The organism is Gynurincola endophyticus (assembly GCF_003991195.1).
GTDB classification, from domain to species: Bacteria; Bacteroidota; Bacteroidia; order Chitinophagales; family Chitinophagaceae; genus Gynurincola; species Gynurincola endophyticus.
The window spans coordinates 48,310-63,488 of record NZ_RCWL01000009.1 but is presented as its reverse complement, the minus strand read 5'-3'; the positions used below and the strand labels follow the sequence as shown (position 1 = coordinate 63,488).

The window sequence follows — 15,179 nt, the reverse complement described above, 5'->3', positions numbered from 1 at the left end:
GGAGATACTAATTATTTACAATTAATAAAACAGTATAATAATGGCCAATACCAAACAAAACAAAACAGCAGTAGCCGACTTTTTAGGAGAGTTTATCTCTTTTCGTAATTCTTTAAAACTCATTCACTGGTCAATTACCGGAAAAGGTAGTTATGAAGCGCATATTTCATTAGATCAGGCAATCGATTCACTGGCAGACATTACCGACCGGCTCGTAGAAACCACTTTTGCACTGGAAGGAACTTTAAACATTGTAATACCTGAAACAAGCCGTCCCAAAAATTATATTGAACATATAGAGAGTGTATATCAGCACATTGAAGACCGCAGGGAAGAATTATTTCCTGAATCTTTTTCACAATCCATAATTGATGATGCGCAGGAAGCTATTCAGCAACTGCTTTTCCGTCTGAAAAGATTAGAATAAATCATCAATAGCATAAAAATAATATGGATCATGCTTTTTTAAAACAGCATGATCCATACACTATAATTAAATTATAAATCAATTATTAATTTTTGGTATTTTCTAACTTAGCGATTACTTCTTTTTTATCATTGTTCAGGAGTAATGTATTACCATCAATACGATAGGTTTTAGTATTTTCCAAAGCTTCTCTGAAGCGGTTTTCGATATCCAGGTTCGGACAAGCCATTTGAGTAGATACCACCTGAGAAATAGTGATACTATCGGCTCCGCCTACGCTGACATTTCCTCCAAAACCATTACAGCCCAGGTTACCACCTACATTCGTCAGGTTTTCAAATTTCATGTGCGGGTAGTTGGGAAAAGTGGTATCTAAAACAATAGAAGAACCATTGAGTTCTTTCAGCCTCCAATCTTTATTTAAAAGATCTTCCGGTTTTGCTGCTGTTTGCAGCGCATTACTATCAGCAGGTTTATCTGCATTATTTTCTGTACCCGAATCGTTACAGGCAGCTATTGCAGCAGCCATCGCAATCATAAAAAGAGTTTTCTTCATAATGTGTGAGGATTTTTATAATTGCAAAATATTAAATTTTACGGTAATACGCTACAATCAAAGTTCCACCACCTTCAAAGCATATCTGTTTTCGGTTAGAGGTGATACTTCCGGTATACACAGCTCATAAACATAATTTATTTCAATTGCTATTTAAATAGTTTGCCCTTTTTAAGGTTAGAAGTATCCTCATCCCGCATCAATCAGTGGCGGTTCATACAGGCAATAACATCAAAACGAAACAATACTCTCTTGCTTATTTCATAACACATATTAAGGCATTTCAGCATATCTACTAAATAACGCCATCAAACAGCCTAAAATCGACCTTATTGTTAAACTTTTTTACCCCGTATAGTAATCATTCTTTGTATAATTAGTTATTTTACCAATGACCTCGATTGAGGTAATTATTCCATTATCCTACTGACTAATTGTATAAAGTCGTTTACATTGAACACACCTAATACATGAAAAATATGTCAATAGAATTAAACAAAAGGTTGCAGTTATCAGCTTCTGCAGCAGCAGATTTTCAACAAAGAAGAGATGCTATTAATAATATGGTTTCCAATCCTCCAGACATATCTATTCCTGAAAAAGAAATCAATGAAATCACACAACTTTTTGTACAACTGGGAGTAGCTCCGAGGTATCGTTTATATGCAAGTTTTTTTCTAACCTCTTCTGCATTTAAAAGTGAAGCTATTACCTCACATCACTTGTATGGAAAGTACATCGGTATCTATAGCAAAATTGAACTACTGGATTATTTCCAACATTATTTCAATAAACCGGAACATCTTCAGCTGATTGAGAAAGTGAAGCTTACTCCGGTACCGGAACCGTGGAAAAACATCAGCTTTTTTGAAGAAAAAATTTTCAATAACTTTTCAGCAAATGATGTTCTTTCATTACAAAGGGCTGTACAGAAACTGGCTATCTACAGAACAAAAAATCATCCCGAACAGCCTAACACGGTCATAGAAAAATATCCAAGAGCATTGCAGCCGTGGTCGCATATTGAAAAACAACTTTTATTGCATGTATTAAAATACACCAATAACCTCAAGCTACTCGCTGAATGTTTTCAGAGACAAGAAGAGGCCATTGAATCGTATGGGAAACAACTGCTCTTTGAGAACAATCTGATCAAAAAAGACTAGGGTTGTTTTAAAATATAAGCAATGCCTTCATCGATATTTTTCCTGAAGTTATGAATGGAATATTCCACTTTAACATCAGGCCTGAGTGGTCCGTCGTATCCTTTCCATACTTCCCAGAAGCGGGTAGAATAACCGACTACCAGCTGAGAGTTTGGTAAAGTAAACCCTCTTACTTCACCGTAATGGTTTACCGTTCCGCTGGTAGATTCACCTACAAGAATCGAGTGGTAGTTTCTTTTCAGTTCAACGGCATTCATGAGGGCAGAGGAGAAGGTAGATTTGCCGATTAACACAAAAAGCTTCCCCTTTTTATTGAGATGACTTTTTTTCAATTTTTCCATAAATGGATGGATAATTCCTGAGTTTCCACCCATATTATTCCGCAGATCGATGATGATTTTCTCAGGTTTTGCCTTTTCTACTAAGGCGAAAAGTTCATTTGTAAAATCAGCGAAAGGTTTATCTTCTTCCTCACGGCATTCCTGATAATTGAAATACAGCGTTTTTCCGTTATTGATCAGTTCGAACCAATAGTTTTCTGAACGTTTAAAACGCAGCAAATCCGGTTTCACCGCAGGTTTGTAGGCTTCCTTAGATACTGCGCTTAGTATTGCCTTTTGCTGATCTAACAGAAATGTTGCTTTTAGGTCGTCAGGAGTAATGGTGAGTCCTTTTAAAACGCGGGGATTATTGATAAACTGCTGAAAGTATACATCAAAATAAGAAGCATTATCGTCTTTCACAATCGTCTTTACCAAATCAAGAATGTCTTTGGTTGATTTAGTGTTCACTCCATTCAGTTGTTTATAGAGTAAGCCGGCATTTTCAGCATTTGTACCTGTCACAAATATTCCTTCTTTAAAAAAATCAAAACTAACCGGATAGATAGTTTTGTAAGCGGGTTCGAGGCGGGTATGTTCATCACCGATTTCTTTGATGAGTTGGTAGAGTTCTATTTCGAAACTTTCATTATTGAGGGTATTGGCTTTTTGGGCGATTGCATCCACTTTCCGCAGAAAATCAGCTTCAGAGATTTTTGCATACAGGTTTTTATGTCGTTGCGGGAGTTCTTTTTTGAAGTGATTCAGATCATCAATAAACTGATCAGGCGTTAGCGACTGCGCATTTGTAAGGGAAAACAGGCAGACAGAAAATACAAAAAAAGTAAATGGTTTTCGAATAGAGTAGAGGGCGTCGTTTATTCTCATAGTAGTGTTTAGAGTAAAGACGCAGGAAAATGGGGAATGTTACAGAGATGATAGTAATTCACATTAAGGAATTAAGAAGATTGTTTTGCTGACGCCTTACTTATTAATATTTATAAAATACAATGGGAAACATGAAGGAAATGAAGGGATGAAGGTAAAGAAGAAAGGCTTTGAATATAGCATACATGAAACGGATTGAGTCTTTTTTGCGGTGGGTGGAGACACCCACCACGGGTTTCGGGTCTTTCACTCCCTTTTTATCTTCATTTCCTTCATGTTTCAATTCTATTGCATAAAAAAGGAGCTAACTGATTAGTTAGCTCCTTTCACTATTATAAAAATACATTCTTAGAACGAAACCTGATGTGCAGGAGCGGTGCTCATATTCTTCACCGGCGGTGCGAACTGAGTCAGCTCGATACCTTTTACAGCCACTTTATATTCTTCGATAGTAGGTGTTCTTCCTAAGATAGCAGAAAGAACTACCACCGGAGTAGATGCCAGTAATGATTCTCCTTTCTTGCGATCAGAGTCTTTTACTACACGTCCCTGGAAGAGACGGGTAGAAGTGGCCATTACGGTATCACCTTTAGCGGCTTTTTCCTGGTTACCCATACACAGGTTACAACCCGGACGCTCCAGGTATAAGATTTTCTCATATTCCGTACGTGCAGCAATTTTAGGAGCAGCATCGTCGAACTCAAAACCGGAATACTTTTGTAAAATTTCCCAGTCCCCCTCCGCTTTCAGTTCATCAATGATATTATAAGTAGGAGCAGCCACTACTAAAGGAGCTTTGAACTCCACTTTACCGTATTGCTCTTCTAAGTTTTTCAGCATTTTCGAAACGATCTTGATATCACCTTTGTGCACCATACAAGATCCCACAAAACCTAAATCAACATGTTTCTCACCACCGTAGTAAGTGAGGTCACGAATGGTATCGTGTGTGTATCTTTTTGACGCGTCAGCATTGTTTACGTCAGGGTCAGCGATCATTGGTTCATCAATCGCATCGAGATCCACTACAAATTCTGCGTAGTATTTAGCATTTTCATCAGGTGCTAAAGGTAATTTCTCACCAGATTTAATTTCCTGAATACGTTTATCCGCTTTATTGATCAGCCCTTGCAATACGTGTTTCTCATTGTCCATACCTTTTTCAATCATGATCTGGATACGCTCTTTCGCGATTTCCAGTGATTGCACCAGTGTATCTGACTGAGAAATACAGATAGATGCTTTTGCTTTCATTTCGGCTGTCCAGTCAGTGAAGGTAAATGCCTGGTCAGACAATAAAGTACCGATATGTACTTCGATCACTCTTCCCTGGAATACGTTTTCACCTTTAAATGCTTTCAGCATCTGTAACTGGGTTGCGTGCACCACATCGCGGAAATCGAGGTGAGGTTGCATAGCACCTTTGAAAGTTACTTTTACTGATTCAGGAATCGGCATAGAAGCTTCACCTGTAGCCAGTGCCAGTGCAACGGTACCGGAATCTGCTCCAAAAGCTACTCCTTTCGACATTCTGGTATGTGAGTCACCACCAATGATGATTGCCCAGTCGTCGATGGTAAGGTCATTCAGTACTTTGTGGATGACGTCAGTCATTGAATGATATTCCCCTTTAGGGTCTCTGGCTGTGATCAGACCAAAGTCATTCATGAACTTCATCAGTCTCGGGATATTCTGTTGAGATTTACTATCCCAAACAGAGGCGGTGTGGCAACCTGATTGATAACCTGCATCTACGATCGGAGAAATGACAGTAGCAGCCATTGCTTCCAGTTCCTGAGCGGTCATTAACCCGGTGGTGTCCTGAGAACCTACGATATTTACTTTTACGCGAACATAAGAACCGGCGTGCAGGGTAGCGCCTGAAGTTCCTACAGCGTTTTTATTGAATATTTTTTCAACGGCGGTGAGGCCTTGTCCTTCAATAGAAATTTCTTTAGAAGGCGCAAATACTTTCGGCGCGGTGATACCTAAGGTAGTGGCGGCGAAGGTTTGCAGTTTTTTACCAAACTCGATGGAGTAGGAGCCACCGGCTTTCATGAACTCGATTTTCTGAGGAGTAAAAGCTGAGCTGACGTCCATCACTTCTTGTCCGTCTTTATAGAGTTTTTTGGTTTTTGTATTAATAGTAAGGAATGTACCTGTATCAACAGAATACGCTTGTTCCAAAACTGGTTGTCCGTCTGCATCAACGATCAGTTTACCGTTTTCATCTAACTTTTTCACCCAGTTTTTCAGGTCGATACCGATACCGCCGGTTACGCCAACGGTGGTCAGGAAAATCGGAGAGATACCGTTGGTTCCTGCTACTACCGGAGCGATATTTACAAATGGAACATAAGGGCTGGCAGGTTTACCAATCCAGAGTGCCACGTTATTTACGCCGGACATTCTTGAAGAACCTACTCCCATGGTACCTTTTTCAGCTACCAGCATGACGGTTTTGTCGGGATTTTGTTCTTTCAGCGCACGTAATTGTTTTTGTTGTTCTTTGTTGTGCTCGAACATACATTGTCCGTGCAGTTCACGGTCAGAGCGGGAGTGTGCGTCACTACCGGGAGACAGTAAGTCTGTGGATATATCACCGATACCGGCAACAAAAGTTACCAGTTCAATTACTTCAGGAATATCGGGTAATTTGGTATAGAATTCAGCGTTGGCGTAGCTTTCGAGAATTTCTTTCGCGATGGCGCTACCATTTTTAAAGGCTTCTGCCAGACGATCGGTATCTGCGTCGTAGAGGAAAACCTGTGTTTTGAGTACTTCTGCCGCTTTTTTAGCGAGGAGAGCATCTTCACCCAGGGCGATATCCAGCAGTACTTCGATGGACGGGCCGCCTTTCATGTGTGAAAGTTGTTCGAAGGCGAAGTCTGTAGAGATTTCAGGTACGTTGGCATCGCCGAGAATAATATCTTTCAGGAACTTAGCTTTTACGCGGGCAGCGCTCGTAGTTCCCGGTAAAACGTTATAAATGAAGAAATTAAGTGAATCGTTACGGTGTTCATGGGTTTCATCTTTGATCTGTTCTATTACTTCGTACATCAGTTCTGCGTCATCGATGGGTAGGGCGTGTAGTCCCTGTGCTTCTCTATCTACAATCTGCTTAAGATAATCATTGTATCTGGTCATAAATTAACCTTTTGTTCTAGAAGGGATTATTAGTTATTCTTAGAACGCAAAATTACGAAATATATTTAATAGTGGGAAGGGGGGGAATGAGATAATATCAGAGAAAATGTACATGAAAATTATGATATTAAAATTTCATTCAACATATTATAACATTTATTATACTTTATATTTTCTTAACCCACTAACTCTTAAAAAACACTATTATTCATTTTTTGGGGGATTTCTTAGCCGAACTGACCGATTTTAAATATTTGCAGTTTGTATTAGAATCTAACGTATCAATAAAATCAACCTCCAAACATTCCTGTTCAAGTCCAAGTTTAAATGTTGCTTGATTAGTATAAAAAATATCAATATGATTCAAAGGATGTCTATGTTGCTGCTCATTTTCAAGTGCCTCTTGATATCCTTTTAGATCCCTATCATATCTCAAGTAACCTTCTTCTATAAAAATTAAATCTCTTAATATTGGCCAGTAATTTATTTTACCATCTTCCTCTGATTCTAAAACCGGATCGATAAAATCTAGGCAATTTTCACTATAAGCAACTGGAGATTTTATAATACTTAATAAAGTGGTAATTACTCGTGAATCAATATCGATAATATTTTTATAACTGATAATCGTCTCTCTACCATCATAATGAATATTAAATGGAAAAACGATTGAATACATCTTATATTCACTTATAAAGAATATTCTTTTCATTTTATCAGTGTTCAATATCATTTTACAACTTCCTCGCACTTTTTTTTCTTTCTCACTGTAAATAATATATCTGCATGCTTCCAAAAGTATTTCCAAAATCTTATATTTATTTTTAATACGTTCTTCTGGAAAAAAAACTTTTTTCGAAGCTAAATTTATCTCTATTTGAAATAAAGTCTTCATGAGCTATAAAATTCAATGTTTGCCTTGATAAACTTTACAGTTTTATCCTTGTCAAATTTATCAAAATCAGTATTTAATAAAGCATTAATAAGCTTTGTTCTATAAGATTTAGGCACATTTAATTCATCAAATATTTTTTTAATAAAATCATCATAAGAAATATTTTCACTATTTTGAATAAACTTTTTTAATTTGTTTACAATTTCTTTTTTCTCCATCGAAGAAGGTTCAATAGTTTGAATGTAGCAATGTTTATTTATTATATCAAGCCCTTCTCTATTTTGATCAACTCCTTTTTTATCATCAACTAACAAATACGATTGTATAAAAGACCTTGTTAGCATCGTATAAAGAATATTTCGATATTTGTATGTGTCTTTAATCGCAGCCGTTAAACAAATTACAAATGGAAACTCAAGTCCCTTTACATTATTATGGTTCGATATGAAAAGCGTCCCAGGGACTTTACTCTTATTCTCATAGACTCTATTCGCACTCCAACCTAATTTCTTCTCAACAGTAATAATTAATTTATCAATATAATCATAGATATTTTTCCTATTTTCCTCCAATATAATAATTGCAATATCATCAGGTTTTAAATCTTTATGAACTTTTATAAGATCAGATATAATATTAATAACATCATCTATATAATTCGACCCACGTATAATAACACTTTCAAAATCTTCTGTACTCAAGTTTTCAAATCTCCTGATTGGTTCTCTATGTAATCGTATTAATCTATCACGTCTTCTCTCAACCTCATATCCAATTGCGTTCCAATAATTATCCGAAAACCAATTAAGTTTTCTTTTTTCAAATAATCCCAGTCCTACTCCATGCGCAAACATCAATGTCCTTGGATCTGTCCGGTAACATCTATTTAAAACAATATCAACTTCTAATTCAGTTTCGTCGGTGTTTTCAAAAATGTCCTGAAATATATCTCCTGCTATATACACTTTCTTTCTTGCAACTTTTTCACAAAGTTCAAAAAAAATCTTCGGAAAATCCTGTCTTTCATCAATCAAAATATAATCAAATGCAAATTTAAAATCTGTTGATTTAATTGAGTTTACCACTTCTAATATCTGAGTAAATATCGTTTCGTAATTATTCTGAATACTATTATTATATCTAAGAAAAGGAACATTATAAAAATTACATAAATAACTATAAAGTCCTGAATCTGGTTGGTTTTTAGATCCCCACGCATGGGAAACCCACAATCTTTTATTCCATTCGATTTGTTTTTCTACTCTCATGAAGTTAAAAAAATGAGGAACGCGTTCTCTTAAATTGTTTGAAAGTGTTATGTTATGACAGGTGAAAAATATTTTACTTTTATCATCTAAAGTATAAATCTCTTTAAGTTTATGCAAAAGCAACTCAGTCTTACCTGTTCCAGATAATCCTTGAATAGAAACAGACTTTTTATTAAATTCTTTGTAAATAAACCGAGTTTGCTCACCATCAAAAAGAATTATATTCTTTTTGACTTTTTCCAACAAAGTCTCAGGGACGACTGCACCTACTCTAGCGATATCATTTATACTGCCAATTAAAAGAGATATTATTAATTCACTAATTCTTTTTAGATCTGGAGAATTTAATCGATTATTCTCAAATAAGAGCTCAATAGATTCATATTCATAATTATAAATTTGAATAGTATTATTTTCTTTCCATGCTCTGGGTCTACCAATATGCCTCTTATAATCATATTTATCAGATATTGAACTTAGGTCTTCCAAAAAATCATCACAAAACTCATTAAATCTTTCGTCATCTCCCTCTAAATCAACAAATAATAATTTATGATTAGGAGATAAAATAACAATTGTGCTTTCTTGATATGAATAGGAATATTTTTTATCCCCTAAAGGAGCATTGATAACGTATATTTGATCCCTTGGATTTTCACTTGAATATTTTTTAATTTCTTTAATAATACCTTTATTTAGAGTATTTTCATTAATTTGTATGTATAATAAATTTTTTTCCATTATTCTCAAACATTATTTCTATTTGAAAAGATATGATTCGTCTCTTTATCCCCAAGTTAAAAATAAATCCAATAGATTTTATGTTGAAGCCACTTTTTCCTCAGATACAACTACTTTTTCTTGCCACTTAAAGTATGAGAATCATAAGCATCAATAAATTCTTTATGATATTCCTTAGATTGTTCTAATAGTTCAACGTATGTTTTCACAAATACATCACCTGCATTATAATAGTTAATTTCTCTATTTTTAAATACAGTTTCTCCAGATTTAGAGCCTCCTACCACGAAGCAAACAACTTTTGAAAACCCAGTTTGTGATGCGTATTTCTCCACCAAAAATGATTTGTAGGCAAAAGCTTGGTCTATCGCCTTTAGGTCCACCTCGTAACTGCTCCGTTTTATCTCTATAACATATAGTATTTCGCCCAAGGCATTACTACAGAGAAAATCTATTCTTCTATCTTTTTCTTCAAGAAGCTCATCAGGATAAGTTTCTTTTAGTAACTGCGAATATCTAACCTCATCTTTAAACTCTAAAATTCTGGGATCTAATAACCAAGAAAACTTTTTCAGGAAATTATGTAATGTAGGAACTTCTTTCGTGTCATTATCAAGGTATTCTTCAAACTGTTTTATAACCTCAACTCTTGAGACGGAAATATCTCTAAACTGTTTAGACTCTATGGCTTTCCAATCTTCAATTAAATGTAACAATTCCGGTAATTGATCTTCACTCGATATGCCAGATATTTTATCAGCATATTCTTTGAATGTACTATTATCAAATTTATCAATAACATTTTTGATTATCTCACTGGATTTATCCGTTTCTAATCTTGGATTGGTAAGAATAGGACGAATGATTCTTTCACTTAAATCCCGCTCATATGTAGGGAGTTTCATCTGCCATTCGTCTATATCTAAATTTGTTTCGGTTTTTATATCAACCTTTTTTACTTCTGCTCTTTTTTTCTTCCACTCATTTCCAATTTTGCGTATTACATTTTGAAGGTATACTTGCAATTCTTTGGTCTTATCATTCTCCCAATTCAGAGAATGCCTGTCAGTAGATATTACATCTTCATCAAAATCATCAATAAAGTCGACTTCTAAATATCCAGTTACATATGAATGGAACTGATCATTATCTCTCAATCCGTAAAAGCTTGCTGTATTAACAATTTTCCCCCGCGATACCAAATAAATACCAGACATCTCAGTGTCTTTAATTGGTGTCAAAGTTGTAATTACAAAGCCTTTTACGTTAAGATGGTTCTCATACTCTGCATCTAATTCATTAGGAAAAGGCCATCTGAATTGCTCCTCAAAAGAGGCAAACTTTAACTCGTTAGTTACTATAGTTAATTCGCCATCATTTAAGCTCATTTCAAGTTTTAAGATATCAAAAATTAAGAACTTCTTTGACAAACTTATTGCCAGATCTGTCAAGTCAAACCCTGATTTTCTCCTTATTGATTTTAAGTGTAATGTAGTTCCATTTGCTTTATCAGTCTGAGAATCCTTAGGGCATAATAAGGTTGGATTGTATGAACCATTGCTTGATTTGATATCCATCAGTTTCATCTGGAAGTAATTTCTTTTCCCATTTTGAACTGATTCGATTTCAATAACATCGCATATTCCAAATACTGATAGCTTTCCTAACCCTTTTTTACCTATAACAGGTCGACTTTTCTGTGTTATTCTCTCTTGGGGATCTTTTCTTCTGTTACGACCAATTAATAGAAACTTATCGTTTAATTCGTCAAAGCTCATGCCCACACCATCATCCTTATACACAATCTCTTTCTTACCATCCCGGTCATAGAAATGTATGCTTATTTTATCTGCATCGGCATCCCAGGAATTTGAAACGAGCTCGGATAGGACACTAGGTAGCTTTGAATATAGTGATATACCTAAGTGTTCTATTGTATTAGGGTCGAATTTAAGAGTTAAGGTATTGTTCATAAAAATAGTTTCAAAATCCAGTGATTAATTTGGTGATGGGTAACGGACCTATTATTTAATTCTGATTTGGATAATACTAAAATCGCTGGAACCTTTAGAAAATTTCTCGGTATCCCACTTTTCTGGTTTCACATACCAGCATTGGGAGACTTTAAAAACAGAAGAAAATATTGCTGCAGCAACAGTTTCAACTTTATTCCCTGTAAGACCCAGTTCAAAGGGAAAGTTATTTTTTATAAAATAAGTATAATAGTCTTTTGACATTTGCTCCAAAATGTCAGATAAATTATTCTCATCAAGATAATGGATAACTGCTGAATTAAACTTCCGTAAGGAAAATTCTGCAGAGGTCCGTGCTAATTTCTCTCTAGGTGATTCTCCATTCGTTACCAAAACACTTATTTGTTCATAATCACGCTCGTCAAGAAGTGTGTAAAGTCTTTCATGCTTAGCAGAAGCAAAAGCAAGCAACACCCTGGGCTCAGAAATATTTGTATAGTTTGGCAATAGATTTATGAGAGAATAAGGCCCCGTTTCTCCTTTCTGAATGGAGGACATTTGCTGAAGTAACAGAGATGAATCACTGTCAGAACTAGCTTTTAGAAACTTATCGACATCTTCATCAAGAGGATATTCAAATTCTGGAGCAGTAAGTGAAATAAAAAAGGATTTATTTTTAAGACATGCTGTACGTATAGAATTAAACATTACACCCTTGGGAAGTCCGGTTACATCACATAGTACAATTTTGTTTTCTAGTTCTGAAATAACGCTCAGGAAATCTTCCGGAGGCAAAATAGTTTTCTGCTGGCTTTCTAATGCATCGAATTCTTTTAGTATCTCTTCTGAATGACCAACTTCTTCAAACCTAATGAATATGACTTTCTTAGGATTAAGTTTACATATTTCTTTTGCAGAGTTTAATGTTGCATCTTCAAACCCTAATCCTATAATTGCAATGTCTATCTGAAGATTATTGAAGTCATTTCTTTGAATTTTGGCAATAGAAGGTAATTTTTCGTGGATGAAATTGAAGTCATCAATATTTTCATCCACTATGTGAGATTGTTCTTCTTCATGGAAAGGAAGTAATTGCTGCTTACGAGATTCATGTTTACCGGATGAAACTGCTTCTTTTAATTCAGTTTGTTCAAGAAGCTTTGAAAGCTGGTCTTCAGGAATTGGATTCAGATTTTTAATAAGAATATTCTTTCCGTTTTTAGGATTGTTAAGCCACTCTTCAAGTGGTTTACCTGATAACTCAAATCTGTCTGAGCTGGAAAGTCCTATATGTTTACTTACTCCATATAACTTCCGGAAAACAAGTTTAAATTGTTGCTGTGGTTTCAGCCCTTGGCGATTTGTTCTTGACGCTTCTGGTCCTCCCTGTAAATTGAAAATTCCGGCATCAATGAGTTTCCTTACCTGCTTATATTGTTCATCTTTATCTCCATGCGTAATATTAATAAATATTGATGTGTATTGCCTGAGCCGGTCGCTTTTGTTCTTCGATCGTCTTATAGCAGATTGTATAAGCAGGTGATGCGAGGCATCAGCAAAAGATTCTACAAAATCAAGATACCGGGTGTCTCTCCGGTTGAGATCATATAACCTTGAATTACATAATTGAAGATAGCATGAGTTCTGTATTTTGGGATCAATAGGATATCCTCTAAAAGCGGGAGATGATGATCTTTTAAGAATCAATTCATACAATGTTATTACATCTCCCAAATCCCCGACACATACTGCAGTTAGTGCTGAAATCCCATGATATAGCTCTTTTTTCTGCGACGCTTTTTCTTCCTTTACAATATTCTCAGCTATAGATATCAATGTTTCATCTCCTAATATTTGGGAAGGGGTAAGATTCTGAGGATGTAAAGGAAAGTATTTTGCGCGTTTCAGCAGGATATCCTCGACGAACTTTTGGCCTTCATGATGGTCTTCATGAATGATCCGGTTTACTTCTTCTCCCAAGTCAAAAATTGAATAATCTCGTCCAATTTTAGCTTGAGAAGTGCTTCCTGGTGCCATAATAACCATTTCAAGAGTCTGTGCCTCAGTTGTAAATTTAAAAGCGCATGTTTCATCTTGGAACAGTAACTCAGAGATTAGCTTAATAATATTGTTATCATTAAGATACCTTGTGGATACGTCATCCAAAAGAAAGTATATATGAGATTGGGCGAAGACTTCTGATGACTTTTTTATTGACTCCGCTAACTGTGGAAATGCAATCTTAGGGTGAATATTAATTTTATGAATATCCTGACCGTCGCTTAGTGAGTTTAAGTATTTTTTGAGTTTGTTTTCCAAATCATAGTCACTAGTGATTTGTGTAAGTTCTTCTCCCTGATTAATTAAATATGCCAATGTACTGGCAATAGACAGATGATAGTCATTTCTTACTACGTCAGGTTTTAAATCTTTCAGATGTCTAATAGAGTGTATTGCCTGTATAGCAAAACCAATCAGAAGTTTGGAGTAAGGCTCAAATATCTCTTTATACTCACTCCCTTTTAAAGCGTTGAAATCAAGTAGTTTTACACACGAAATATATAAGCCGATATACCTTTCTGACGAGCTCATAAGACGTTCGATTACGTTATTGGGAGAATCTTTTTCATCACCATTTTGCGGCATTAGTCTGGCGTGAAATTCTAACGCTCTCAATAACATAGTTTTTCCACATCCCCGCATGCCCGTAATTACCTGAGGCCCTTTAACACTTATCTTTTTCGCCCATGCATTGTCTTTATCAACAAATAAAGATGAAACGTGCCAGGGGCTGAGAGATTGAGCATTTACAGCGTCATCAAAACTTTTTAATACTAACTCTTGTTGCCAGGGATTAGTGTGTTGATGGTATGTATCCCTTATCTGATTTATAAGATCTTTATAAGTAATGGGCCTTTGATGAAGTATTTCTGGTTTCAAAAAATCAGCCTTTTCTTCCAGCAGAAATGCCAACCTCCAGTCTTTTGGAGTATATTTATCAAGCTTATCCGTTATTTTTCTGCTTAATAAATTTAAACATTGCCCTATCCAGTGCAAGTCGCCTGTACGATCACTATCGTCATTACTTTTGGTTTTTTGGTTTAGCGAACCCAAATCAATAGCAACAACCTTTATGTTCTCATCAATCTCATTAAATCTTTTCCTTGAGTCAGAAAGAGATTCTATAATTATGTTACCAGGATGTAAGTCGTTATGATATGTTTCATTAATTCTTAATTCCTGTAAAAGTGTAATAAGATCTATGGCAATCTGAGCTATTGTTCTCGGTGGAACATGTGTGTCCTGCTGAATGTATTCCTTTAAAGTCACACCCTCAAGATATTCAAGGCCTACAACATGACAATTTATGATTTCCCGATTGCTAAACTTTATAGGAATATTATCATGGTATATATTAGGATCAAGTTTTACAATATGATCTGAATTTTGTGAAAGATCAAAATGGCTTTTGCATTCTTCCCTAAAGTCTTTTTTCTGAATTTTGTATAATTCAACGGGAATTATCTTGATTACTTTTTTGACTTTACTGCCAAAAAAAGATTGTTCCCCTATAAAAGTTGCTCCATAAAATCCTCTGGCCAAGGGTTTTATAATTTCAATTCCTCCTATTTCCAAAGGATAATATTCCAGTGGAAATCCGTAGGGCAAACTACAAACAGGACATGCGTCAGTCAATGCTTTTAGCGAATAATCATTGGCGGCGGGACACTTAAAACAGCTATATTTTTCCATAAGTAATTTCTTCAAATCTTTCGATTTATATCATACGAAAATTTA

The 15,179-nt window shown here is 35.4% G+C and carries 9 protein-coding genes; 2 read left to right on the top strand and 7 right to left on the bottom strand.

What is annotated here, in order from left to right; all coding sequences use genetic code 11:
* Nucleotides 1–40: 40 nt before the first annotated feature.
* On the top strand, nucleotides 41–427 hold the full coding sequence (locus tag D9O48_RS15445; protein ID WP_126973887.1) for a DUF5856 family protein: 387 nt from the start codon (nucleotides 41–43) through the stop codon (nucleotides 425–427).
* Between the two features lie 85 nt (nucleotides 428–512).
* Here D9O48_RS15445 and D9O48_RS15440 read toward each other — a convergent pair whose 3' ends face one another.
* Nucleotides 513–983 carry an META domain-containing protein gene (locus D9O48_RS15440; RefSeq protein WP_126973886.1) on the bottom strand — a complete coding sequence of 157 codons (471 nt, stop codon included), beginning with the start codon at nucleotides 981–983 and terminating at the stop codon, nucleotides 513–515.
* 479 nt (nucleotides 984–1,462) lie between these two features.
* On the opposite strand from D9O48_RS15440, the gene D9O48_RS15435 reads away from it, so the two are divergent.
* Nucleotides 1,463–2,149, top strand: coding sequence for a hypothetical protein (locus D9O48_RS15435; protein WP_126973885.1), 687 nt, complete (start codon nucleotides 1,463–1,465; stop codon nucleotides 2,147–2,149).
* Here the strand turns inward: D9O48_RS15435 and D9O48_RS15430 are convergent.
* The 6 genes from D9O48_RS15430 to D9O48_RS15405 form a co-directional block, all read right to left on the bottom strand.
* Nucleotides 2,146–3,357, bottom strand: coding sequence for a S41 family peptidase (locus tag D9O48_RS15430; protein ID WP_126973884.1), 1,212 nt, complete (start codon nucleotides 3,355–3,357; stop codon nucleotides 2,146–2,148). The genes D9O48_RS15435 and D9O48_RS15430 overlap by 4 nt on opposite strands.
* A 348-nt stretch (nucleotides 3,358–3,705) precedes the next feature.
* Nucleotides 3,706–6,504, bottom strand: coding sequence for a bifunctional aconitate hydratase 2/2-methylisocitrate dehydratase (locus D9O48_RS15425; protein WP_126973883.1), 2,799 nt, complete (start codon nucleotides 6,502–6,504; stop codon nucleotides 3,706–3,708).
* Nucleotides 6,505–6,712: 208 nt separating this feature from the next.
* Complete coding sequence (locus tag D9O48_RS15420; protein ID WP_126973882.1) at nucleotides 6,713–7,399, bottom strand: hypothetical protein; 687 nt, start codon at nucleotides 7,397–7,399, stop codon at nucleotides 6,713–6,715.
* Nucleotides 7,396–9,408, bottom strand: a complete 2,013-nt coding sequence (locus D9O48_RS15415) for a DEAD/DEAH box helicase (protein ID WP_126973881.1) — start codon at nucleotides 9,406–9,408, stop codon at nucleotides 7,396–7,398. Before D9O48_RS15415 ends, D9O48_RS15420 begins: the two co-directional genes overlap by 4 nt.
* Nucleotides 9,409–9,518: 110 nt before the next feature.
* On the bottom strand, nucleotides 9,519–11,381 hold the full coding sequence (locus tag D9O48_RS15410; RefSeq protein WP_126973880.1) for an ATP-binding protein: 1,863 nt from the start codon (nucleotides 11,379–11,381) through the stop codon (nucleotides 9,519–9,521).
* Nucleotides 11,382–11,432: 51 nt separating this feature from the next.
* Entirely contained in the window at nucleotides 11,433–15,149 is a 3,717-nt protein-coding gene (locus D9O48_RS15405; RefSeq protein WP_126973879.1) for an ORC-CDC6 family AAA ATPase, read from the bottom strand.
* Nucleotides 15,150–15,179: the final 30 nt, after the last annotated feature.